At 69.8% G+C, this 24375-nt stretch carries 19 protein-coding genes; 13 read left to right on the top strand and 6 right to left on the bottom strand.

Annotation, left to right across the window (positions count from 1 at the left end):
- Nucleotides 1-2: 2 nt before the first annotated feature.
- The 9 genes from J3486_RS43920 to J3486_RS07045 all read left to right on the top strand — a co-directional run bounded on the left by J3486_RS43920 (nucleotide 3) and on the right by J3486_RS07045 (nucleotide 10060).
- Nucleotides 3-1367 carry a ThuA domain-containing protein gene (locus J3486_RS43920; protein ID WP_229377671.1) on the top strand — a complete coding sequence of 455 codons (1365 nt, stop codon included), beginning with the start codon at nucleotides 3-5 and terminating at the stop codon, nucleotides 1365-1367.
- Between the two features lie 115 nt (nucleotides 1368-1482).
- Nucleotides 1483-2622 carry an inositol-3-phosphate synthase gene (locus J3486_RS07080; RefSeq protein ID WP_207819193.1) on the top strand — a complete coding sequence of 380 codons (1140 nt, stop codon included), beginning with the start codon at nucleotides 1483-1485 and terminating at the stop codon, nucleotides 2620-2622.
- Complete coding sequence (locus tag J3486_RS07075; RefSeq protein ID WP_207819190.1) at nucleotides 2619-3695, top strand: SCO3242 family prenyltransferase; 1077 nt, start codon at nucleotides 2619-2621, stop codon at nucleotides 3693-3695. The genes J3486_RS07080 and J3486_RS07075 overlap by 4 nt, the downstream gene beginning before the upstream one ends.
- Nucleotides 3692-4564: a sugar phosphate isomerase/epimerase gene (locus J3486_RS07070; protein ID WP_207819188.1), complete on the top strand. Its 873-nt coding sequence runs from the start codon at nucleotides 3692-3694 to the stop codon at nucleotides 4562-4564. Before J3486_RS07075 ends, J3486_RS07070 begins: the two co-directional genes overlap by 4 nt.
- Nucleotides 4561-5274: an EboA domain-containing protein gene (locus J3486_RS07065; RefSeq protein WP_207819186.1), complete on the top strand. Its 714-nt coding sequence runs from the start codon at nucleotides 4561-4563 to the stop codon at nucleotides 5272-5274. The genes J3486_RS07070 and J3486_RS07065 overlap by 4 nt, the downstream gene beginning before the upstream one ends.
- Nucleotides 5274-6125: a TatD family hydrolase gene (locus J3486_RS07060; protein ID WP_207819184.1), complete on the top strand. Its 852-nt coding sequence runs from the start codon at nucleotides 5274-5276 to the stop codon at nucleotides 6123-6125. Before J3486_RS07065 ends, J3486_RS07060 begins: the two co-directional genes overlap by 1 nt.
- A 3-nt stretch (nucleotides 6126-6128) precedes the next feature.
- A complete protein-coding gene (eboE, locus tag J3486_RS07055; protein WP_207819182.1) occupies nucleotides 6129-7301 on the top strand; it encodes a metabolite traffic protein EboE in 1173 nt (390 codons plus the stop codon).
- Nucleotides 7298-8725 carry a nucleotide pyrophosphatase/phosphodiesterase family protein gene (locus J3486_RS07050; protein WP_207819180.1) on the top strand — a complete coding sequence of 476 codons (1428 nt, stop codon included), beginning with the start codon at nucleotides 7298-7300 and terminating at the stop codon, nucleotides 8723-8725. Before eboE ends, J3486_RS07050 begins: the two co-directional genes overlap by 4 nt.
- Before the next feature lie 174 nt (nucleotides 8726-8899).
- Complete coding sequence (locus J3486_RS07045; protein WP_207819179.1) at nucleotides 8900-10060, top strand: sugar phosphate isomerase/epimerase; 1161 nt, start codon at nucleotides 8900-8902, stop codon at nucleotides 10058-10060.
- Nucleotides 10061-10135: 75 nt separating this feature from the next.
- On the opposite strand, the gene J3486_RS07040 is transcribed toward J3486_RS07045, so the two are convergent.
- The 4 genes from J3486_RS07040 to frc all read right to left on the bottom strand — a co-directional run bounded on the left by J3486_RS07040 (nucleotide 10136) and on the right by frc (nucleotide 16428).
- The gene (locus J3486_RS07040) at nucleotides 10136-11521 is read right to left on the bottom strand and encodes an OFA family MFS transporter (protein WP_207819177.1); all 1386 of its coding nucleotides are present in this window, start codon (nucleotides 11519-11521) and stop codon (nucleotides 10136-10138) included.
- 1 nt (nucleotide 11522) lies between these two features.
- Nucleotides 11523-12920, bottom strand: coding sequence for an OFA family MFS transporter (locus tag J3486_RS07035; protein WP_207819175.1), 1398 nt, complete (start codon nucleotides 12918-12920; stop codon nucleotides 11523-11525).
- A gap of 121 nt (nucleotides 12921-13041) precedes the next feature.
- Entirely contained in the window at nucleotides 13042-15195 is a 2154-nt protein-coding gene (locus J3486_RS07030) for an acetate--CoA ligase family protein (RefSeq protein WP_207819173.1), read from the bottom strand.
- A gap of 3 nt (nucleotides 15196-15198) precedes the next feature.
- Nucleotides 15199-16428 (bottom strand): formyl-CoA transferase, encoded by a 1230-nt coding sequence (frc, locus tag J3486_RS07025; protein WP_207819171.1) that lies wholly within the window; start codon nucleotides 16426-16428, stop codon nucleotides 15199-15201.
- A 178-nt stretch (nucleotides 16429-16606) separates the two neighbouring features.
- On the opposite strand from frc, the gene sucC reads away from it, so the two are divergent.
- The 3 genes from sucC to J3486_RS07010 all read left to right on the top strand — a co-directional run bounded on the left by sucC (nucleotide 16607) and on the right by J3486_RS07010 (nucleotide 20361).
- On the top strand, nucleotides 16607-17746 hold the full coding sequence (gene sucC / locus J3486_RS07020; RefSeq protein WP_207819169.1) for an ADP-forming succinate--CoA ligase subunit beta: 1140 nt from the start codon (nucleotides 16607-16609) through the stop codon (nucleotides 17744-17746).
- Nucleotides 17747-17756: 10 nt separating this feature from the next.
- Nucleotides 17757-18638 (top strand): succinate--CoA ligase subunit alpha, encoded by an 882-nt coding sequence (gene sucD, locus J3486_RS07015; protein WP_207819168.1) that lies wholly within the window; start codon nucleotides 17757-17759, stop codon nucleotides 18636-18638.
- A gap of 172 nt (nucleotides 18639-18810) precedes the next feature.
- Nucleotides 18811-20361 (top strand): aldehyde dehydrogenase family protein, encoded by a 1551-nt coding sequence (locus J3486_RS07010; RefSeq protein ID WP_207819166.1) that lies wholly within the window; start codon nucleotides 18811-18813, stop codon nucleotides 20359-20361.
- A gap of 97 nt (nucleotides 20362-20458) precedes the next feature.
- Here the strand turns inward: J3486_RS07010 and fdhD are convergent, their stop codons facing one another.
- Nucleotides 20459-21313 carry a formate dehydrogenase accessory sulfurtransferase FdhD gene (gene fdhD / locus J3486_RS07005; protein ID WP_207819165.1) on the bottom strand — a complete coding sequence of 285 codons (855 nt, stop codon included), beginning with the start codon at nucleotides 21311-21313 and terminating at the stop codon, nucleotides 20459-20461.
- Nucleotides 21314-21653: 340 nt separating this feature from the next.
- Between fdhD and J3486_RS07000 the strand changes: the two genes are divergently transcribed.
- Nucleotides 21654-22328: a GntR family transcriptional regulator gene (locus tag J3486_RS07000; RefSeq protein WP_207819164.1), complete on the top strand. Its 675-nt coding sequence runs from the start codon at nucleotides 21654-21656 to the stop codon at nucleotides 22326-22328.
- A 282-nt stretch (nucleotides 22329-22610) separates the two neighbouring features.
- On the opposite strand, the gene J3486_RS06995 is transcribed toward J3486_RS07000, so the two are convergent.
- Nucleotides 22611-24032, bottom strand: coding sequence for an OFA family MFS transporter (locus J3486_RS06995; RefSeq protein ID WP_207819163.1), 1422 nt, complete (start codon nucleotides 24030-24032; stop codon nucleotides 22611-22613).
- Nucleotides 24033-24375: the final 343 nt, after the last annotated feature.

The following is a 24375-nucleotide window of genomic DNA, read 5'->3' as shown; positions in this document are numbered from 1 at the left end:
CCATGCGCACCTCCGCACGCATCGCACTCGCGACCGCCGCCGCTGCCCTGCTCATCGGCGGGGTCACCGCGCCCGCGTCCTCGTCCCCGCAGGGGGCCGAGGCGCGGGACCGGGTCCTGGTCTTCTCCAAGACGGCCGGCTTCCGGCACGACTCCATCCCCGACGGCATCGCCGCCCTGAAGGAACTGGGCGCATCCAGTCGCCTCACGGTCGACACCACCGAGGACGCGACGGCCTTCACCCCGGACAACCTGGCCCGGTACAAGGCGGTCGTCTTCCTCTCGACGACCGGTGACGTCCTGGACGACACCCAGCAGAAGGCCTTCGAGGCGTACATGGCCGACGGCGGTGGCTACCTCGGCGTGCACGCCGCCGCCGACACCGAGTACGACTGGAACTACTACGGCGGCCTGGTCGGCGCCTGGTTCCAGGGACACCCGGCGATCCAGCCCGCCACGGTCCGCGTCGAGGACCGCCACAACCCGGCCACCGCCCACCTCCCGGCGGCCTGGCCGCGCACCGACGAGTGGTACAACTACCGCTCCAACCCGCGCGACCAGGTCCACGTCCTCGCCACCCTCGACGAGACGACGTACACCGGCGGCACCATGAACGGCGACCATCCGATCGCCTGGTGCCAGACCTACGGCGGCGGCCGCGCCTTCTACACCGGTGGCGGCCACACCAAGGAGTCCTACGCCGACGAGGCCTTCCGCAAGCACCTGCTCGGCGGCCTGAAGTACGTCACGGGCCAGGTTTCCGCCAACTGCCGGCCGAACACCGGCTACCGCAAGATCTTCAACGGCGAGACCTTGGAGGGCTGGAAGCAGGCGGGGCCCGGCGGCTTCACCATCGACCAGGCCGACGGCACCCTGAACTCCACCGGCGGCATGGGCCTCCTCTGGTACCAGGCCAAGGAACTCCACGCCTACTCCCTGAAGCTCGACTGGAAGATGCAGGGCGACGACAACTCCGGTGTCTTCGTGGGCTTCCCGCCCTCCGACGACCCGTGGTCCGCCGTCAACAAGGGCTACGAGATCCAGATCGACGCCACCGACGCCCCCGACCGCACCACGGGCGCCGTCTACTCCTTCCAGTCCGCGGACATCGCCGCCCGCGACCAGGCCCTGCGGCCGCCGGGAGAGTGGAACTCCTACGAGATCAAGGTCCAGGGGGAGCACCTGGAGGTGTTCCTCAACGGAGTCAAGATCAACGACTTCACCAACACGGACCCCGAACGGAGCCTGGCCAACGGCTACATCGGCCTGCAGAACCACGGCGCCGACGACCAGGTCTCCTTCCGCAACATCCGCCTGAAGGAGCTCTCGGCCCCGGCCGAGAACGCCCTGCCCGGCACGGGCGACTAGAACGGCGGCGGGCGGGGGACGCCGGACCCCCGCCCGCCGTCCCGCCCCCGCCCGCTCGACCTGTTCTCTCCCTCCGGCGCACTTCCCCGGTTCGCGTACGACAAGGAGGCTGCCCATGTCCGCCGAACCGTCCCTCTCCACTCCCGCTCCCCGCTTCGGTGTCTGGCTGATCGGGGCACGCGGTTCCGTCGCCACGACGGCGATCGCGGGCTGCGCCGCTGTCGCCGCCGGGCTCCACCCGCCGACCGGCATGGTCACCGAAACCACCCCCTTCGTCTCCTGCGGCCTGCCGCCGCTGTCCTCCCTCGTCTTCGGCGGCCACGACACCGTCGACTGCCCGCTGCCCAAACGCGCCGAACACCTCGCCGCGGGCGGCGTCCTGCCGCACGGACTGCCCACCGCCGTCCACGCCGAACTGGCCGCCGCCGACCGCGAGATCCGGCCCGGAGGCCCGCTGCCCGGCCGCGACGACACCCGCTCGCAGGACGAGCTCATCGACGCGTTCGCCGCCGACATCCGCGCCTTCGTCCGGGACCAGGACCTCGCCGGCGCCGTCGTCGTGAACGTCGCCTCGACCGAACCCGTCCCCACCGACGGCGCCCTGCCACCCAGCTCCCTCTACGCGGCCGCCGCCCTGCGCGCCGACTGCCCCTACATCAACTTCACCCCCTCGTCCGGACTCCACCACCCGGCCCTCGCGCAGTCCGCCGCGACGGCCCGTGTCCCCTTCGCGGGCCGCGACGGCAAGACGGGACAGACCCTGCTGCGCTCCGTGCTCGGCCCGATGTTCCTGCAGCGCGCCCTCTCCGTACGCGCCTGGTCCGGCACCAACCTCCTCGGCGGCGGCGACGGCGCCGCCCTCGCCGACCCGGCCGCGGCCGCCGCCAAGAACGCAGGTAAGGAACGCGTCCTCGCCGACACCCTCGGCGCCGCCCCGCAGGGCGAGGTCCACATCGACGACGTCCCCGCCCTCGGCGACTGGAAGACCGCCTGGGACCACATCGCCTTCGACGGCTTCCTCGGCGCCCGCATGGTTCTCCAGACCACCTGGCAGGGCTGCGACTCGGCGCTCGCCGCCCCGCTCGTCCTCGACCTGGCCCGCTTCCTGCTGCGCGCCCAGGCCGCCGGACTGACCGGCCCGCGGCCGGAACTGGCCTTCTACTTCAAGGACCCGGACCCCGGCGCTACCTCGGCCCTCGGTGAGCAGTACGCCGCCCTGGTGGACTTCGCGGACCGCCTGCGGGACGCCCGATGAGCGGTACGGCCCTGCGTGCCTGGGCCGAACTCCTGCGCCTGCCCGCCCTGTTCACCGTCCCCGGCGACGCCCTCGCCGGAGCCGCGGCGGCGGGCGCCCGCCCCGGCCGCGGCACCCTCCTCGCCATCGGCTCCTCGCTGTGCCTGTACGAGGCGGGCATGGCCCTCAACGACTGGGCGGACCGCGCCGAGGACGCCGTCGACCGCCCCCACCGCCCCATCCCGTCCGGCCGCATCCGTCCGGCCGCGGCCCTGACCGCGGCCGGCGCCCTCACCACGGCCGGCGTGGCCCTCGCCTTCCGCGCGGGCCGCACCCCCGGCCTGCTGGGCACGGCCCTGGCCGCGACGGTCTGGACGTACGACCTGGGCCTCAAGCGCACCCCGGCAGGCCCGGCGGCGATGGGCCTGGCCCGCGGTCTCGACCTCCTCCTCGGCTCCAGCGCCTCCCTGCCCGGCGGCCCGGAGCGGCAACGGTCCGGCGTCGGGGGAGAGGCGCACCCGAACCGGTGCGGCCGACTCCCGCACCGAACAGGCGACGTGACCACTTCGCCGGGCCCAGCGGACGTGGTGTCCGTGATGGCGCGAGCGCGGGGCGACATCGGCGCCGCGAGCGGGACGACGGCGCGCCCCGGTGCCGGCCCGCGCTCCAGCGCCCACGCCCTGCGTGCCGCGACCCCCGCCGCACTCGCCCTGGCCACCCACACCGCGGCGGTCACCACGGTCTCCCGCAGCGAGACGACCGGAGGCAACGCCCTCGCCCCGGCCGCGGCCCTCGCCACCTCGGCCGCCCTGACCACCGCCCTTCTCAGACCCCCGGTGGGCCGAGGCGGTGCAGCCCCCCTCGGCCTACCGGGTCCCACCGCGTACGCCGTGACCACGGCCCGCCCTCTGCTCCACGCCATGCTCAACCCCTCTCCGCCGCTGACCCAGCGCGCCGTCGGCGCCGGGATCCGCGCGATGATCCCGCTCCAGGCCGCCCTGGCGGCCCGCGCAGGCGCCCCGACGACGGCCCTGATCACCGGCGCCCTCGCCCCGCTCGCCCGGCGCTTCGCGAAGAAGGTGAGCGTCACATGACCCCGTCCACCCCGCGGACGGCCCCGCGCTTCGGCTACGGCACCAACGGCCTCACCGATCTCCGCCTCGACGACGCCCTCGCCCTCCTGGCCGACCTCGGCTATGACGGCGTCGGTCTCACCCTCGACCACATGCACCTCGACCCCCTGGTCCCGGACCTTGCGGCCCGCACCCGTCAGGTGGCTCGCGTCCTGCACCGCCACCAGCTCACGGCCACCGTCGAGACGGGCGCCCGCTACGTCCTCGATCCACGCCGCAAACACGGCCCTTCCCTCCTCGACCCGGACCCCGACGCCCGAGCCGCTCGCGCCCGACTGCTCGTCCGCGCGGTCCAGGTCGCCGCCGACCTCGGCGCCCACGCGGTGCACTGCTTCAGCGGCATCACCCCCGACGACACCGACCGGGACACGGCGTGGAAGCGTCTCGCCGACGCGCTCGGCCCCGTCCTGGACGCGGCCACCGGCGCCGGGATCCCGCTCGCCATCGAGCCCGAACCGGGCCATCTCCTCGCCACCCTCGCCGACTTCCACCACCTGCGCCGCGCCCTCGGCAGCCCCGACATGCTCGGCCTCACCCTGGACATCGGCCACTGCCAGTGCCTCGAGCCCGAACCGCCCGCCGACTGCGTCCGCGCGGCGGCACCCTGGCTGCGTCACGTCCAGATCGAGGACATGCGCCGCGGAGTCCACGAGCATCTGCCCTTCGGTGAAGGGGAGATCGACTTCCCGCCCGTCCTCGACGCCCTCGCGCGGACCGGCTACCAGGGCCTGACGGTCGTCGAACTGCCCCGTCACTCCCACGCGGGTCCCCAACTGGCCGCCGCGTCCCTGCCGTTCCTGCGAGCCGCAGCACAAGGAGGCCGCACATGAACCGACCGACCACCGTCGCCGACCTCCACGCGGAACTCGGAACGGCCCTGTCCGGCGGCGCCCGAGCCTGGCTCGACCAGGCACTCGACGAATCCGCGGCCACCGGCGGGTCCGGAGAGGCCGTCGGGTCCGGCGGGTCCGTCGGGTCCGGAGAGGTCGGAGAGGCCAGCGGTTTCGGAGGAGCCTCCCAGCACGGCAAACAGCCTCCGGTCTGGGAGCTGAGGTTCGCCGAAGCCGGCCGCCGTATCGGCCAGGACCGGGCCGACACCGCCCGCGTGCTGCTCCTGCACACCGCCCGAGCCGACGCTGCCACCCTCACCCGCCTGTACGCCCAGGGCACCGCGGCCGAACGCCGCGCCGTCCTGATCGCCCTGCCCCACCTCGTGCCGGGCCCCGAAGGACTTCCCCTCGTCGAGGACGCGCTGCGCACCAACGACACCCGCCTCGTCGCCGCCGCCGTCGGCCCGTACGCCGCCGAGCACCTGCCCGCCCACCACTGGCGGCACGCCATTCTGAAGTGCCTGTTCACCGGAGTGCCCGTCGACGCCGTCGCCTCCTTGGCCCACCGCGCCCGCGCCGACGCCGAACTCGCCCGCATGCTGGGCGACTTCGCGGCGGAGCGGACGGCCGCGGGACGGCCCGTCCCCGACGACCTGCACCGGGTCCTGGCCCTGACCTCCCCCGCACCCCCCACGGCGAAGGAGTCCTGATGCGCATCTTCGACCCCCATATCCACATGACGTCGCGCACCACCGACGACTACGAGGCCATGTACGCCGCAGGCGTCCGCGCCCTGGTCGAACCCGCCTTCTGGCTGGGCCAGCCCCGCACCTCGCCCGCCTCCTTCTTCGACTACTTCGACGCCCTGTTGGGCTGGGAGCCCTTCCGCGCCGCCCAGTACGGCATCACCCACCACTGCACGATCGCCCTCAACCCCAAAGAGGCCAACGACCCTCGCTGCACCCCCGTCCTCGACGCCCTGCCGCGCTACCTCGTCAAGGACGGCGTCGTCGCCGTCGGCGAGATCGGCTACGACTCCATGACCCCCGCCGAGGACACGGCCCTGGCCACCCAGCTCCAGCTGGCCGCCGACCACGAGCTGCCCGCCCTGGTGCACACCCCGCACCGCGACAAACTCATGGGACTGCGCCGCACCCTGGACGTCGTCCGGGAATCCGCACTGCCCGTCGACCGGGTCTTGATCGACCACCTCAACGAGACCACGGTCAAGGAGGCCAAGGACGCCGGCAGCTGGCTCGGCTTCTCCGTCTATCCCGACACCAAGATGGACGAGGACCGCATGGTCGACATCCTGCGCTCCTACGGCACGGAGAAGGTCCTGGTGAATTCCGCCGCCGACTGGGGCAAGAGCGATCCGCTCAAGACCCGCAGGGTGGCCGATGCCATGCTCAAGGCAGGTTTCGACGAGGACGACGTAGACCTGGTGCTGTGGCGCAACCCGGTCGCCTTCTACGGCCTGAGCGGCCGCCTCCAACTCGACGCGCCGGCACCGGAAGCGGTCACGCACGAGGGCAACTCCATCCTCCGCGGCGGAGCGTGACCCATGCGCTTCCGCCACCCCGACGGCTCGACCGTCCACCTCGCCTACTGCACGAACGTGCACCCTGCCGAGACCCTCGACGGCGTCCTCGCGCAGCTGCGCGACCACTGCGAACCGGTCCGCAAACGTCTTGGCCGCGACCGCCTGGGCATCGGACTGTGGCTCGCCAACGACGCCGCACGCTCCCTGACCACGGACCCGGTCGCCCTGCGCGGACTGCGCGCCGAACTCGACCGACGCGGCCTCGAAGTCGTCACCCTCAACGGCTTCCCCTATGAGGGCTTCGGCGCGGAGGAGGTCAAGTACCGCGTCTACCAGCCGGACTGGGCCGACCCGGAACGACTCACCCACACCAGCGACCTGGCCCGGCTGCTCGCCGCCCTGCTCCCCTCGGACGTCACCGAGGGCAGCGTCTCCACCCTGCCGCTCGCCTGGCGCACCGCGTACGACACGCCGCGCGCCGACGCCGCCCGTACCGCACTCGTCACCCTCGCCGAGCGCCTCGACGCCCTGGAGGAACTGACCGGGAAATCGGTCCGGGTCGGCCTCGAACCCGAACCCGGCTGCGTCGTCGAGACCACCGCCGACGCCATCGCCCCGCTCACCGCCGTCGACCGACTCGACCGGATCGGCCTCTGCCTCGACACCTGCCATCTCGCCACCTCCTTCGAAGATCCCCAGGCCGCACTCGACGGCCTCACCGCCGCGCACATCCCCGTCGTCAAATCCCAGCTCTCCGCCGCCCTGCATGCCGAGCACCCCCGGACTCCCGCGGTCCGCACGGCACTCGCGGCCTTCGACGAACCCCGCTTCCTGCACCAGACCCGCACCGTCACCGAGGACGGACTGCACGGCACCGACGACCTCGGCCCCGCGCTGAACGGTGCCGGCCTGCCGGACGCCACCGCCTGGCGCGCCCACTTCCACGTCCCCCTGCACGCGGCCCCCGCCGCCCCGCTCACCTCCACACTCGACGTCCTCAAGGACACGCTGGCCCGCCTCGTCGGCGGCCCGCACCCGCTCACCCGCCACCTGGAGGTCGAGACCTACACCTGGCAGGCCCTGCCGCCCGAACTGCGCCCCCGGGCCCGCCCTCAGCTCGCCGACGGCATCGCCGCCGAACTCACCCTCGCCCGCGACCTGTTGACGGACCTCGGCCTGAAGGAACTGCCATGACGGACACGCCCTCGAAGCCGGCGCCTGCCAAGAAGGCCGCCTCGAAGCCGACCCCGCTGCTGGTCCTGGACGTCGTCGGCCTCACCCCCCGTCTCCTCGATCACATGCCGCACCTCAAACGCCTCGCCCGGTCCGGATCACACGCCTCCCTGGGGACCGTGCTGCCCGCGGTCACCTGTGCCGCCCAGTCCACGTTCCTGACCGGCACCATGCCCTCCGAACACGGCATCGTCGGCAACGGCTGGTACTTCCGCGAACTCGGCGACGTCCTGCTCTGGCGCCAGCACAACGGCCTTGTCGCCGGCGACAAACTCTGGGACGCCGCCCGCCGCGCCCATCCCGGCTACACGGTCGCCAACATCTGCTGGTGGTACGCCATGGGCGCCGACACCGACATCACCGTCACCCCCCGACCCGTCTACTACGCGGACGGCCGCAAGGAACCCGACTGCTACACCCGGCCCCCGGCCCTGCACGACGAACTCACCGAGAAATTCGGCACGTTCCCCCTCTTCCACTTCTGGGGTCCGGGCGCCGACCTCGCCTCCAGCCAGTGGATCATCGATGCCACCCGCCACGTCATGTCCACCCGGCACCCCGACCTGACCCTGTGCTACCTCCCGCACCTCGACTACGACCTGCAACGCTTCGGCCCCGACGACCCCCGCTCGCACCGTGCGGCCGCCGAACTCGACACCGCGCTCGCCCCGCTCCTCGACGACGCCAGGGCCGAAGGCCGCACCGTCGTCGCCCTGTCCGAGTACGGCATCACCCGCGTCGAGCGCGCCGTCGACATCAACCGTGCCCTGCGCCGCGCGGGCCTGCTCGAGGTGCACACCCAGGACGGCATGGAGTACCTCGACCCGATGGCCTCCCGAGCCTTCGCGGTCGCCGACCACCAGATCGCCCACATCTACGTGCGCAAGCCCGAAGACATGGACGCCACTCGTGCCGCCCTCGCCGACCTGCCCGGTATCGACCAACTCCTCGACGACGACGGCAAGAAGGCCCACCACCTCGACCACCCGCGCTCCGGTGAACTCGTCGCCGTCGCGGAGCCGGACGCCTGGTTCACGTACTACTACTGGCTCGACGACGACCGCGCGCCCGACTTCGCGCAGCTCGTCGAGATCCACCGCAAACCCGGATACGACCCGGTCGAACTGTTCATGGACCCGCACGACCCCTACGTCAAGGTGAAGGCCGCGGGCGCGCTCGCCCGCAAGAAGCTCGGCATGCGCTACCGCATGGCTGTCGTCCCGCTCGACCCCTCACCTATTCGCGGCAGCCACGGCCGCCTTCCCGCAGATACCGACAGTGACGACGGACCTGTCCTCATCAGCTCCACCCCCCATGCGTTCCCCGGTCGCGTCGCCGCGACCGCCGTGAAGTCCCTGCTCCTGGAGCTGGCAGGCCTGGGTTAGGCGTGCGCCACCCCAAGTCCCGCCCGCAGTGGAGCAGTTACAGAGAGTGAAGCACACGTCACCGACAACGCGCCAGGGCCAACCGACCCGCACGCGAAAAGCACCGGACGAGACGCCCGGATCCGGACGAGAATCCGGGCCGTCGCCCCGGACGAGCATCAGGGAGAGGCACCCGTGACCGACTTCCACGACACCCCCGCCACCGACGACGCCCTCAGACAGCGTCTCGGCATCAACCGCCGGCGCTTCCTCAGCACCTGCACCGCCGTCGCCGCGGGGGCGCTCGCCGCGCCCGTCATCGGCGCCGCGCCCTCCTTCGCCCAGCCGCAGATCGAGAGCGGCGGCGGCCCGGGCCGGGGCCACGCGCTGGTCCCCGCCGACAAGCGCGGCATCATCCTCTACACCGTGCGCGACGCGACCGGCCGCGACCCGCTCTCCACCGACCTGCCCTCCGGCTTCCGCGAGGTGTTCAAGGAGCTGGCCCGGTACGGCTACCGGCAGGTCGAGTTCGCGGGCTACGGCCAGCACGCGAACGCGCCCGGCGGCGCCAACCTCGAATCGGTCGAGGGCGCCAAGCTCCTGCGGTCGTGGCTCGACGAGTACGGCCTGCGCGCCCAGGGCAACCACGGCTTCATCCCGTCGTCCTGGCCGCTGACCCAGCCCGACCTGGACACGTTCAAGAAGCACCTGGAGATCGCCAACATCCTCGGCATGGACCACATGGGCACCGGCGGCGACCCCACCGGCAGCTCGTACAAGGCCGACTGGGACGTGGCCGCCGACAAGTGGAACGCCCTGGGCGAGATCGCCCGCCGCGCCGGCCTCAAGCTCTACACCCACAACCACGACGCGGCCTACGGATTCCTGCTCGACGGCGGCCCCCTGGACGCGCAGGGGCACCCGACCCGCAGCTCCGGCATCCGCAAGCTCGAGTACTTCCTCCAGGTCAGCGACCCGAAGACCGTATGGCTCGAGATGGACATCTTCTGGGCCCACGTCGCGCAGTACAAGTTCCACACGTACACCGCGCACGACGGCTCCCAGCAGGAGAAGGTCTTCGACCCGGCAGCCCTGGTCCGCGCCCACAACAAGCGCTACCCGCTGTTCCACGCCAAGGACGGCACACGCAACGACACCAACGGGATGGGCTACGACATGGTGCCCTTCGGCGAAGGTGTCATCGACTACACCACCTTCTTCAGCCGCGTCGGCGCGCGGAACTACCACAACCCCATGGTCGAGCAGGACAACGCGCCCAGCTCCACCGACCTCGGCCAGTCCCTGAAGTACGCGAAGATCGGCTACGACAACATGGCGGCGCTGCGCAGGAAGTGACCTGGTAGCCCCGTGCACGAGCGATCGCAGGGCCCGGCCGAAAGGCCGGGCCCTGCGATCGTGGAACGAAGACGGTCAGGCGGGGGACATCACCTTCTCCACCTCCTTACGCCCCGGCTGACGCAGCAGCAGCGCGAACGCGGCCGCGATCATGGATATGGCCCCGGCCAGCGCGTACGCCCCGTTGTACCCCCAGGCGGCGACCACCATCGAACCGAGGCCACCGCCGAACAGGCCGCTGATCAGCTTGCCGCTGTAGACCAGGCCGTAGTTCGTGGCGTTGTAGTTCTCGCCGAAGTAGTCCGGGGTCAGGGCCGCGAACATCGGGTAGAAGGCGCCGCCTCCGAAGCCCGACAAGAAGGCGAAGAACAGGAACAGCCACTCGCTCTTGATGTCGCCGGCCCAGATGACGCCGAACTGGGCGAGCCCCAGGACGACGGTCACGAAGACCAGGCTCGGTTTGCGGCCCCAGATGTCGGAGAGCCAGCCGACGACCGCCCGGCCGACACCGTTGATGACCGCCATCACACCCATCGACGACGCCGCGACCAGGGGACCGAAGCCGACTTCCTTGGCGAAGTCCACCTGGAACGAGATGCCGAAGATCGACACCCCTGCCGTGAGCACGAGACTCACCCACATGAGCGGCAGCATGCCGGTCCTGACGGCCTGCATCGGCGTGAACTGACGTACCGCGGGCGGGTTCTTGGCGAGCGACCTGGCGCGCTTGCTCGTCCCGCTCTTGTCGAGCGGATCGACGTCCTGCGGCCACCAGTTCTTCGGCGGGTCGCGGAAGAAGAACGCGCAGACCAGTACGACCACGAGGACATAGGCGCCGATCATGTCCAGGACGCGATGGTAGTTCTTCGTGTCGAAGGCGTAGTTGAAGATGAAGATGAACGGCAGCGACCCATAGGCGAAGCCACCGTTGACGAAACCGGTCTTGCCTCCCTTACGTTCCGGGAACCACTTGCCGACCATGTTGATACAGGTCGAATAGACGAGGCCGGAGCCGAGTCCGCCGATGACACCGAATCCCAGGATCGCCAGCCACACATTGTTCATGTGGGACAGCGCGATGAAACCGAGCATGCACATGAACGCGCCGAGCATGACGGCTCGTTTGGCCGGCAGGATGTTGCGCTCCCGCAGCCAGCCGGCAGGAAAGGCGATTCCTGCCTGGAAGAACACCCAGACGCTCAATATCCAGAAGGTGTTCGACTGGGTCCAGCCATGAGCGGCGGACAAGGTGTCCTCCGCCGAGCCGTAGGCGTACTCGGAAACGCTGATGGCCATCATCGCGACCCATGGCAGGTACACCATGAACTTACGGGAATGGCCGAGAATGTCGCGGTCCGTCTCGCCGATGCGATAGACGCGGCCGTTCTCGTCGGTGATCTCTCGGTACGTCGCGCCGGTTGCCGACGCGTTCTTGCCCGCGGCGATGGGCTCCGCAGTCATTTCAGGCCATCTCCTCACCGAGCGGTTGTGGGTTGGGGACGATCTGGCGCCTGGCCTGCGGCTTCGGCCGGCCGGGTGCCTTGAGGAAGAGTGCGAGCACGGCCGAGGCGAGCCCGATGCTGCCCGCCAGAACGAACGCGCCCTTGTAGTCCCAGGCGCCGACCACGACGGAACCCATGCCGGAACCCACCAACCCGGAGATGAGCTTCGAGCTGTAGACCATTCCGTAGTTGGAGGCGTTGTTGTTCTCACCGAAGTAGTCGGCCGTCATGGCGGCGAACAGCGGGAAGATCGCGCCGCCACCGAATCCGGACACCATGGAGCAGAACAGGAAGAACGGCATGCTGCCCATCGTTCCGGAGATCAGGACACCGAACTGGGCCGAGCCGAGCACGATACAGACGATGATCAATGTGTTGCGGCGGCCGAAACGGTCGGAGATCCAGCCGATGACCCCGCGGCCCGTACCGTTCACGATCGCCTTGAGCGACATGGCCGTCGCGACGATGCCGCCCGCGAATCCCATGTCCTTTCCGAACGGCACCTGGAAAGCGATCCCGAAGATGTTGATGCCCGCGGTGCACAGAAGGCAGAACCACATCATCCACAGAACGGGGGTGCGCGCGGCCTCCCTGGGGGTGTACTGCTTCACGGCAGGCGGGTTCTTCTCCAGGGCACGCCGGATCTTCGGGTCCTCGGACACCTTCAGCGGGTCCACATGGGCGGGCCACCAGCCCTTCGGCGGGTCCTTGAAGAACCAGCCGGCGAAGGCGACCACGGCGCAGCAGATGAGGCCCACCATGATGAGCACGCCCTGGTAGTTGCTGAGATCCATGTAGGACGTGAACAGGAAGACGAACGGCACGGAGCCATAGGCGAAACCGCCGTTGACCAGGCCGGTCTTGCCTCCCTTGCGCTCCGGGTACCACTTGCCGACCATGTTGACGCAGGTCGCGTAGACGAGACCGGCGCCGATGCCGCTGAACACACCGAAGCCCAGATAGGCGACGATGACATGCGGCGCGTACGCGAGCGACAGATAGCCGCACAGGGTGCCGAACGCGCCGAGCATCATGGCGTTGCGCGCGGGCAGCTTCCCGCTCTCGCGCAACTGGCCCGCGGGGAAGGCGACGGCCGCCTGGAAGAACACCCAGACACCCATCAGCCAGAAGATGTGCCCACTGCTCCACATGTGGGCCTCGTGCAGTGTGTCCTCGGCCGAAGTGAACGCGTACTCGGCCGAGCTGATGCCCAGCATGCCCATCCAGGGGAAGAGCACCATGGTCCATCGTGGTCGGCCCATGATGTCGCGATCGGTCTCGCCGACGCGGTACAGGCGTCCGTTGGAGTCCGTCACCTCCCGATAGGGAACGGGCGTGGAAACGTCAGCAGTTGTCATGACGGTTGATCCCCTTGCGTCGAAAGATCTGGGCAGCGCCCCCTGTCCAAATTGCTTTCGTGCGCGCGCGGGTCCTGGGTCCGGCCGACGCGCACCGCCGACCGGACCCTTCTGCGTCACCTCATCGACCGCCTCCCAACAGTCCGGCGGCACGGGCCCAGCGATACTTCGCGCCGAGCACCGCCACGGGCTTCTCGGTCGTGTACGGGTACGCGACCACGCCCCTTTCGTAGAGGTACTGGCAGGCCTCCTCGACCTCGACGTCCCCGGCCAGCGACGCGACCACGGGCTTCTCGATGCCACGCTCCCGGAACTCCTGGACCACGCGGGCCGTTACTTCCGCAAAGACCATGGGAGGGGTGACGATGGTGTGCCAGTAGCCGAGCACGAGCGCGTGGATGCGCGGATCCTCCAGGCCGAGCCGGATCGTCGCCTCGTACGTCGACGGGGGCTCACCGCCGGTGATGTCGACGGGATTGCCCGCGGCCCCGAAGGGCGGGATGAACGCGCGGAAGGCGGCGTCCAGGTCGTCCGGGATCTCCATCAGCCGGAGTCCGTTGTCGGTCACCGCGTCCGAGAGCAGCACACCGGAGCCGCCCGCGCCGGTGATGATCACGACGTTGTCCCCCTTGGGGGCGGGCAGCACGGGCAGGGCCCGCGCGTACTCCAGCATGTCGTTCAGGCCAGGGGCCCGGATCACGCCGGCCTGCCGGAGGACGTCGTCGTACACGGCGTCGTCGCCGGCGAGGGCGCCCGTGTGCGACCCGGCGGCCTTCGCGCCGGCGGCCGTACGGCCCGCCTTCAGGACGACGACGGGTTTCTTCGGCACGGTCGCGCGCGCGGCCTCCACGAAGGCGCGCCCGTCCTTGAGGTCCTCCAAGTGCATGGCGATGCACTGGGTGTTGGGGTCCTCGCCGAACCAGGTGAGCAGATCGTCCTCGTCCAGGTCGGACTTGTTGCCGAGCCCGACGATCGCCGAGACGCCCGTCTTCGTGGTCCGCGCGAAGCCCAGGATCGCCATCCCGATGCCGCCGGACTGCGAGGTCAGGGCGACCCCGCCCTTCACGTCGTACGGGGTGCAGAACGTGGCGCAGAGGTCCTGCCACGTCGAGTAGTAGCCGTAGATGTTCGGCCCGAGCAGCCGAACGCCGTAGCGTTCGCCGATCGCCACGATCTCGTCCTGGAGGGCCTGTTCACCGGTCTCGGCGAAGCCGGAGGGGATCAGGACCGCGTTCGGTATCCGCTTGCGCCCCACCTCCTCCAGGGCGGCCGCGACGAACTTGGCGGGGATCGCGAAGACCGCCACGTCGACATCGCCGGGGACGTCCGTGACGCTCTTGTACGCCTTGCGGCCCAGGATGTCGTCGGCCTTGGGGTTCACCGGGTGGATGTCGCCGGAGAAGCCGCCGTCGATGAGGTTGCGCATCACCGAATTGCCGATCTTGCCCTGCTCGTTGGAGGCGCCGATCACGGCGACCGAGCGCGGCTGCATCAGGCGGCGCATGGTGGTGAGGATCTGCTCGCGCGTGTACGTGCGACGCGCCTTCGGGACACCCTCGGCGAGGATCACCCGGATGTCGGCCGCGACGGCGGCCTCCGGAGTGGCGATCACCGGGTTGAGGTCGACCTCCGCGATCTCCGGAAAATCCGTGACCAGTTGGGAGACCCGGCGGATCTGCTCGGCGAGCGCCTCGCGGTCGACACCGCGCGCGCCGCGCACTCCGCGCAGCACCTCGGCGGCGCCGATGGAGTCGAGCATCCCGAGGGACTCGTCCGCGTCCACGGGCGCCAGCCGGAAGGTGATGTCCTTGAGGACCTCGACCAGCACGCCGCCGAGCCCGAAGGCGACGACTTTGCCGAAGGTCGGGTCGGTGACCGCGCCGACGATGACTTCCTGGGCCTCGCCCCCGGTGGGCAGCATCTCCTGCACCTGAATGCCCTCGATGCGGGCATGGGGCGCGTACGCGCGCGCGTTCTCGAGAATCTGCTGGTACGCGGCCCGTGTGCCGGCTGCGCCCTCGACGCCCACCACGACGCCGCCCGCGTCGGTCTTGTGCAGGATGTCGGGGGAGACGATCTTCAGCACGACGGGCTTGCCGAAGCGCGCCGCGGCCGCCACCGCCTGCTCGGCATCGGTCGCGAGCTCCTCGCCGGGGACGGCGATCCCGTAGGCGTCGGCGATCACCTTCCCCTCCGGCGCGGTGAGCGCGGTGCGGCCCTCGGCCCGCACGGTGTCGAGCAGCGCCCGTACCGTGAGCGTCCGGTCCTCGGCCATCAATCAGATCACTCCGTTCGACTTGAGCAGGCGCAGTTCCTCGTCCCCGAGGCCGAGCTCACCGATGAAGACCTCCTCGTTGTGCTCGCCCAGCAGCGGCGAACTGGTCACGTCCACGGGGGAGTCGGAGAGCTTGAGGGGGGAGCCGACGGTGGTGAAGGAACCACGCTGCGGGTGCGGCACCTCGACGATCATGTCGTTGGCGACGAGGGACTGGTCCTCGATGATCTCTTTGGTGGAGAGGATCGGGCCGCAGGGGATGTTGTGGGCGTTGAGCCGTTCCAGGACGTCCCACTTGGGGAGGGTGGAGGTCCACTCCTCGATGAGCTGGAACATCTTGGTGAGCTGGGGCAGGCGGGCTTCGGGGGTGGCCCATTCGGGGTCGTCGGCGAGTTCGGGGCGGCCGATGAGCTGGGTGAGTGGCTGCCATCCGACGGGTTGGACGATGACGTAGACGTAGTCGTTGGGTCCGCCGGGGGCGCATTTGACGGCCCAGCCGGGTTGGCCGCCGCCGGAGGCGTTGCCGGAGCGGGGGACCTCGGTGCCGAAGTCTTCGTTGGGGTATTCGGGCAGGGGGCCGTGGGTGAGGCGTTGCTGGTCGCGGAGTTTGACGCGGCACAGGTTGAGGACGGCGTGTTGCATGGCGACGTTGACGCGTTGGCCGCGGCCGGTGTTCTCGCGTTGGAAGAGGGCGGCGAGGATGCCGGCGACGGTGTGGATGCCGGTGCCGGAGTCGCCGATCTGGGCTCCGGTGGCCAGTGGGGGGCCGTCGTCGAAGCCGGTGGTGGCCATGGAGCCGCCCATGGCCTGGGCGACGACCTCGTAGGCCTTGAAGTTGGTGTAGGGGCCTTCGCCGAAGCCCTTGATGGAGGCGTAGACGATGCGGGGGTTGATCTCCTGGATGCGGTCCCAGGTGAAGCCCATGCGGTCCACGGCGCCGGGGCCGAAGTTCTCCACCATGACGTCGCTGCGGGCGATCAGCTCGGTCAGCAGCTGCTTGCCGCGTTCGGTCTTGGTGTTCAGGGTGATGCTGCGCTTGTTGCAGTTGAGCATCGTGAAGTAGAGGGAATCGACATCGGGGATGTCCCGCAACTGCCGGCGCGTGATGTCCCCCGACGGAGCCTCCAGCTTGACGACATCCGCACCCAGCCAGGCAAGGAGCTGGGTGGCGGAGGGGCCCGACTGGACATGCGTCATGTCGAGTACGCGGATGCCTTCGAGAGCCTTGGTCACGAACGTCTCACCTCGCTACGTGCTGCTGATGGACTGGATCCTGAGCCGGGCGCGTGAGCAAGGGGAGCCGTCGCCCGTACATTGCATACAGTCATCGAATACTGTATGAAAACTGGTATCCCGCATCCGATGGGTGGTGTCCAGGGGGCGTGCGGCACTTTCTTGTCAGGAGCCGAAAATGGACCTGTACGAACACCAGGCGAGGGATCTCTTTGCGGAGTACGGGATTTCGGTACCGCGGGCCGAAGTCACCGACTCCGCCAAGCAGGCACGTGAGATCGCGCGCAGGCTCGGCGGCCCTGCCGTCGTCAAGGCGCAGGTGAAGACCGGCGGCCGAGGCAAGGCGGGCGGCGTCAAGCTCGCCGCCGACCCCGTCGCCGCCGAGAACGCGGCACGTCAGATCCTGGGCATGGACATCAAGGGCCACACCGTGGGCACCGTCATGCTGGCCCAACCGGTCGACATAGAGAGCGAGTTCTACGTCTCCTACGTGCTCGACCGCGCGGCCGGCACCTTCCTCGCCATCGCCTCCTCCGAAGGAGGCATGGAGATCGAAGAGGTGGCCGCCACGCGGCCCGCCGCCGTGGCGCGCATCCCGGTCGATCCGGCGGTCGGGGTGACCTCGGCCAAGGCCGCACAGATCGTGCGGGCGGGGGGACTTCCGGCGCAGACCGCCGACGTCCTCGTCCGGCTGTGGGATGTCCTGATCCGCGAGGACGCGCTCCTGGTGGAGGTCAATCCGCTGGTGCGCACGGCGAAGGGGCAGATCCTCGCGCTCGACGGCAAGGTCACCCTCGACGACAACGCCCGCTTCCGGCACGCGCGGTGGGGTGTGCAGGACGCGGCGCCCGACGACCCACTGGAGGCGCAGGCGGCCGCGAAGGGCCTCAACTACGTGAAGCTCGACGGCGAGGTCGGCATCATCGGGAACGGCGCGGGGCTCGTCATGTCCACTCTCGACGTCGTCGCGGGCTGCGGCGCCCGCCCCGCCAACTTTCTCGACATCGGCGGCGGCGCCTCCGCGCGGATCATGGCCGACGGGCTCGACGTCATCCTCGCCGACCTCGCCGTGCGATCGGTATTCGTCAACGTCTTCGGCGGCATCACCGCCTGCGACGCGGTGGCCGACGGCATCGTCCAGGCACTCGAACGCGTCGAGTTGACGAAGCCGCTCGTCGTCCGTCTCGACGGGAACAACGCCGCGCGCGGCCGCGCCGTGCTCGACGAGCGGGCCCATCCCTTGGTCGAACAGGCCACCACGATGGACGGCGCGGCCCGCCGGGCCGCCGAACTCGCCCTCGCCGGCCACAACAGCTGAGGAGCAGGACATGGCCATCTACCTCACCCAGGAGAGCAAGGTCCTCGTCCAGGGCATGACCGGGGCCGAAGGCATGAAGCACACCCGCCGCATGCTCGGGGCGGGCACCGACGTCGTCGGCGGCGTCAACCCCCGCAAGGCCGGGCACACCGTCGACCTCGACGGCCGGTCCGTGCCCGTCTTCGGCAGCGTGCGCGAGGGCATCGCGGCCACCGGGGCCGACGTCAGCGTCGTCTTCGTGCCGCCCGCCTTCACCAAGGACGCGGTCGTCGAGGCGGCCGACGCGGGGATCCCACTCGCCGTCGTCATCACCGAAGGCATCCCGGTGCACGACGCCGTCACCTTCCAGGCGTACGCGCGTGAGAAGGGCACCCGCGTCATCGGACCCAACTGTCCGGGCCTCATCTCGCCCGGCGCCTCCAACGCCGGCATCATCCCGGCCGACATCACCAAGCCCGGCCGGATCGGCCTCGTCTCCAAGTCCGGCACGCTCACCTACCAGCTCATGTACGAGCTGCGGGACATCGGCTTCTCGACGTGCGTGGGCATCGGCGGTGACCCCGTCGTCGGCACCACACACATCGACTGCCTCGCCGCGTTCGAGGCGGACCCGGAGACCGAGCTGATCGTCCTGATCGGGGAGATCGGCGGCGACGCGGAGGAGCGGGCGGCGGCGTACATCCGCGAGCACGTCACCAAGCCCGTCGTCGGCTACATCGCCGGGTTCACCGCGCCCGAGGGCAAGACGATGGGCCACGCGGGCGCCATCGTGTCCGGGTCCTCCGGTACGGCGGAGGCGAAGAAGGAGGCCCTGGAGGCCGTCGGCGTTCGCGTCGGAGCCACGCCGACGGAGACCGCACGGCTCGTCTTGGAGCGTCTCGCCGACGGGTAGTGACGCTTCTCATAGGCTTCAACTGCCGGGAACAGTACGGTCCTCGGCATACGGGAGGTGCCCAGCGGGCACCTCCCGTCCACGGCTGCCGTCGCGAGCCGACGGCGCCGCAGAGCACCGACAAGCCATGGAACACCCGCCCCGACTGTGCACCGTGAGCGGAGACCGACTGATGGCGAAAACCCTCGAACTGAAGTCCGGTACGTCCTGGTCCGATGCTTGGCAGCGTTGCCTGGCTGTGGCTCCGGAGGCGTTCCGGGACGATCGTGTGCTGAATCTGTGGGGTGGTGAGTGGCGTGCGGACGGTCGTGCGTTGTCTGCCACTTCGCCGGTGGACGGTGGTCCGATCGCGGGTCCGCCGCGGTTGGATGCCGTGGCGGCGCATCGGGCGGTGCGCGCATCGCTCGACCAGCACCGTGCCTGGCGCCACATCCCCCTCCCCGAACGCCGTGCCCGTGTGGCCGCCACCCTCGACGCCCTCGCGCAGCACCGGGAGCTGCTGGCTCTGCTGCTGGTCTGGGAGATCGGCAAGCCGTGGCGGCTCGCGACGGCGGACGTGGACCGGGCCATCGACGGCGTCCGCTGGTACGTGGACGGCATCGACAACATGCTCGGTGAGCGCACCCCCCTCGCGGGTCCGGTGTCGAACATCGCGAGTTGGAACTATCCGATGAGTGTGCTCGTTCATGCGGTACTGGTTCAGGCACTGGCAGGTAATGCGGTCATCGCCAAGACCCCGACCGATGGTGGTGTTTCCTGTCTGACGCTGGCGTGTGCGTTGGCGGCGCGTGAGGGTGTTCCGGTCACGTTGGTGAGCGGGAGTGGTGGGCAGTTGTCGGAGGCGTTGGTGCGGGCGCCGGAGATCGGCTGTGTGTCGTTCGTGGGTGGTCGTGACACGGGTGCGGCGGTGGCGACGGCGGTCGCGGATCTGGGTAAGCGGCACATTCTTGAGCAGGAGGGGTTGAACGCCTGGGGGATCTGGAACTTCTCGGACTGGGAGCGGCTGACGGCCGTGATTCCCAAGTTGTTCGACTACGGCAAGCAGCGGTGTACGGCGTATCCGCGGTTTGTGGTGCAGCGGGATGCGTTCGACGATTTTCTGGCGGCGTATCTGCCGGCGGTGCGGACGTTGCGTGTGGGGCATCCGCTGGCTGTCGAGGGGCCTGAAGACCCGTATCCGGTGCTGGACTTCGGGCCGCTCATCAACGCGGCCAAGGCCAAAGAACTCACCGACCAGATCACTGAGGCGATCGACCGCGGCGCCGTGCCCCTGCACCGCTCCACTCCCGACCCCGACCGCTTCCTGCCCGGCCAGGACACGAGCGCGTACGTCCACCCGGTCACGCTGCTCGGTCCGCCGTCGTCGTCGCCGTTGCATCATGCCGAGCCGTTCGGTCCGGTGGACACGATCGTGCTGGTGGATACCGAGGCGGAGCTGCTGGCTGCCATGAATGCGTCCAACGGTGCGTTGGTGGCGACGCTGTCGACGGACGACGAGGCGACGTTCGCGCGTCTGGCGCCGCAGATCCGGGCGTTCAAGGTCGGTCATGGGGTGCCGCGGTCGCGTGGGGACCGGGACGAGCTCTTCGGTGGGTTCGGGGGGTCGTGGCGCGGGGCGTTCGTGGGTGGGGAACTGCTCGTGCGCGCGGTCACCGACGGCCCCGACAGTCCCGGCGGCGAGCGGCTGCCCGGCAACTTCCCCGAGTACCAACTCATGCCCTGACACGGCCCGACGCGTCGCAGCTGCGGCGGGGTCCACGCGGCGCAGGGGGCGCTCCCCGCCGCTCATGGACCCCGCCGCCGTGCCGCGGCTGCGCCGCTCAGCCCTGGGGGACCTCGGCCCGCAGGGCGACGCGGTGCTCGCCCGCGTACACGTTCATGGAGTTGCCACGGAGGAAGCCCACCAGCGTCAGACCGGTCTCCGTGGCCAGGTCGACCGCGAGGGACGAGGGCGCCGAGACGGCGGCGAGTACCGGGATGCCCGCCATCACGGCCTTCTGCGCCAGCTCGAACGAGGCCCGGCCCGAGACGAGCAGGATCGTCCCGCGCAGCGGCAGGGTGCCCTCACGCAGCGCGCGGCCGACGATCTTGTCGACCGCGTTGTGCCGGCCCACGTCCTCCCGGACGTCGAGGAGTTCGCCGTCCGGGGTGAACAGGGCCGCCGCGTGCAGGCCCCCGGTGCGGTCGAAGACCTGCTGCGCCGCCCGCAGCCGGTCGGGGAGGCAGGCGAGCAGTTCGGGTTCCAGCCGCACCGGGGAGGTCGTGTCGTCCTCGATCGCCCACCGGGCCGTCGTCCGCACGGCATCCAGGCTCGCCTTGCCGCACAGACCGCAGGAGGACGTCGTGTACACATTGCGTTCGAGCGTGATGTCGGGGAGGACGAGGCCGGGAGCGGTGCGCACGTCCACCACGTTGAACGTGTTGGAGCCGTCCGCCGTCGCGCCGGCGCAGTACACGATGTTCCGCAGGTCGTCCGCGCTGCCCAACACCCCTTCGCTGACCAGGAATCCGGCGGCGAGCGCGAAGTCGTCACCGGGGGTGCGCATGGTGATGGCCAGGGGTTTTCCGTTGAGCCTGATCTCCAGAGGCTCCTCGGCGACGAGCGTGTCCGGGCGGGTGGAGACGATGGTGTCCCGGATGCGGAGCACCGGGCGGCGTTGCGTGACGCGTCCCATGAGCCGTCCCCATTTCCTGCTGTTTCCCCAACAGTGTGCAATGTGTCGACGGGATATTGTCTACAGGATGGGATCGGCGGCGGCAAGGGATGCGGCAACACCAGTGCGCCGGGCCGGAGTTGAGGGTGTGATCGAATGCACGTCTGCGCCGATTCCGGGGCGGGCGGGATGGTGCGCCGTAGACTGTAGGCGAAAGCCAATGTCTTCGACGTGCGTCTCTCGCGGCGCGGCGGCGCGGCGATGTGGCTGCGCGACGGTGCAGCGGCATCAGGGCGCCGCGGTGTCATGACGCGGTCCTGCAGCCGTCGCGTGCGAGAGGTGCCTGGGGGAAGGGGCCGCGATGTTGCCGACCGGACTGCCGCAGGGTGCGGTGCCCAAGCTGGAGCGGCCAGGACCGCTGCGTGAACGGGTCTACGAGGCACTCCTGGAGCTCATCATCACGCGCACGCTGCCGCCGGGCGCGCACCTCGTCGAGACCGAACTGGCCGCGCAACTGGGCGTGTCCAGGCAGCCCGTGCGCGAGACGCTGCAGCGACTCAGCACCGAGGGGTGGGTGGATCTGCGCCCCGCCCAGGGTGCGTTCGTCCACGAGCCGACGGAGTACGAGGCGGACCAACTTCTGGCGGTCCGTACGCTCTTGGAGACCGAGGCGGTACGGCTCGCCGCCGGCCGTGCGGACGCCCGGTCCGTGGCCCAGCTGGAGAAGCTGTGCGCGGCGGGGGAGCAGGCCGTCGCCGAGGACGACGTGGAGGGCGCGGTCGCGCTTAACGCCCAACTGCACGGCGCCGTCATGGAACTGGCGGGCAACGCCGTGCTGGCCGGGCTCGCGGCGCAGGTGGACCGGCGGGTGCGCTGGTACTACACGCCCGTGGCGCGGCAGCGCGGGCACCAGTCCTGGGCTGAGCACCGCGAACTGATTGCGGCGCTGGCGGAGGGAGACGCCGACCGGGCCGCCGAGGTGATGCGGGTCCACACGGAGCACACCCGCACTTCGTACCACGAGCGCGAGAAGTAGCCCTCCCGCCACGGCTCTTTACGAGATGTGTGAGCCCCACAGGACGCAAGGACCCCTACAAGACGTACGAGCTATGCGAGTCGTACGAGACGTGCGAGCCATGCGAGATGTACGAGTCGAGCGAGATGTACGAGCCGCGCGAGTCGTACGAGTCATGCGAGATGCACGAGCCACGCAGATCGTACGAGTCGCCTGAGACGTACGGGTCGCGTGAGACGTACGAGAGCGGGATGGCCCGCCCCCTCACTTGGACAAGGGGCGGGCCATCCGGTCCGGCTCTGCTCAGGTGGCCGCTTGCGGCTGCCGCACCTTGGCCCGGGTGCCCGTCTTGGGGCGGCCGGGCTGCCGCAGCGTCATCGCGATCACCGCGGCGATCAGCGACGTCCCGCCTGCCAGGGCGTACGCGCCGTCGTAGCCCCAGGCGGAGACCACCATGGAGCCGAGGCCACCGCCGAACAGGCCGCTGATGAGCTTGCCGCTGTAGACGAGGCCGTAGTTGGACGCGTTGTAGTTCTCGCCGAAGTAGTCCGGCGTCAGGGCTGCGAACAGCGGGTAGAACGCGCCGCCGCCGAACCCGGACAGGAACGCGAACACCAGGAACAGCCACTCGCTCTTCACGTCACCGGCCCAGATGACACCGAACTGGGCGAGACCGAGGACGAGGATGACCATCACGAGAGTCGGTTTGCGCCCCCACTGGTCGGACGCCCAGCCCACGACTCCGCGGCCGATGCCGTTGATGACGGCCATGACACCCATCGACGAGGCCGCGACGAGAGGTCCGAAGCCGATCTCCTTGGCGTAGTCGACCTGGAAGGAGATGCCGAAGATGGAGACACCGGCGCTGATGACGAGAGCCACCCACATCAGCGGCAGGATGCCCGTCTTGATGGCTTCCATCGGCGTGTACTGACGTACCGCCGGCGGGTTCTTGGCGAGGCTCGCCGCGCTCTTGCCGGAGCCGCTCTGGGCGAGCGGGTCGACCTCGGCGGGCCACCAGTTCTTCGGCGGGTCCTTGAAGAAGAAGGCGCAGACGAAGACGACGATCAGGACGTAGACGCCGATCAGGTCCAGGACGGTCTGGTAGTTCCCGGTGTCGAAGGCGTAGTTGAAGATGAAGATGAACGGCAGGGACCCGTAGGCGAAGCCGCCGTTGACGAAGCCCGTCTTGCCGCCCTTCCGCTCGGGGAACCACTTGCCGACCATGTTGACGCAGGTCGAGTAGATCAGGCCGGAGCCGATTCCGCCGACGACCCCGAAGCCGAGGATCGCGAAGAAGACGTTGTGGATGTGGGAGAGGGCGAGGAACCCGAGCAGGCAGAGGCCCGAGCCCACGAACATGGCCCGGCGTGCCGTCAGGATGCCCTTCTCCCGCATCCAGCCGGCCGGGAAGGAGACACCGGCCTGGAAGAAGATCCAGACGCTGAGGATCCAGAAGGTGTTGGACTGCGTCCAGCCGTGCGCGGAGGACAGGGTGTCCTCCGCCGAGCCGTACGCGTACTCGAAGACGCTGATGGCCATCATGGCGAGCCAGGGCAGGTACACCATCAACTTGCGGGAGTGGCCGAGGATGTCGCGGTCGGACTCGCCGACGCGATAGACGCGGCCACGGGCGTCGGTGATCTCGCGATATCCGCGGGACGACGCGTCGGACGCCTCGGATCCGTCGGGCGCGCCTTCATTTGTCGTGTGGTTCAAGGTCATTTCAGGCTTTCCCTCACAGAGCGGCAGTGCTTCATGTGCGGTGTTCTGGGCCTGGGGTCCGTCGGAGCCGGTGTCCGAGGGGGCGAGGTCCCGTCGGACACGTCCGCGCGAGGCGGTTCGGACCGGGTCGGCTCCGACTTAGTCGGATCCGATCGTGGCGGCCGGGCCGGAGACTGGTTCGTTCTCCGGGACGTCGGCCGAGGCTGTACGTCTTATGTAGACCCAGTCGTGCGGGTACTGAGCCGTCACGTTCCATCTCACCTGTCCCTCGCCTGAGCAGTGAGCAGTGAGCAGTGAGCAGTGAGAAACGGGCAGTTGATGGTGCTGTCGATGACATGGGACG

It is taken from the genome of Streptomyces sp. VRA16 Mangrove soil (assembly GCF_017377775.1).
GTDB lineage: Bacteria > Actinomycetota > Actinomycetes > Streptomycetales > Streptomycetaceae > Streptomyces.
Note: the sequence above shows the minus strand (reverse complement) of the source record. Positions and strands in the feature narration are given on the sequence as shown.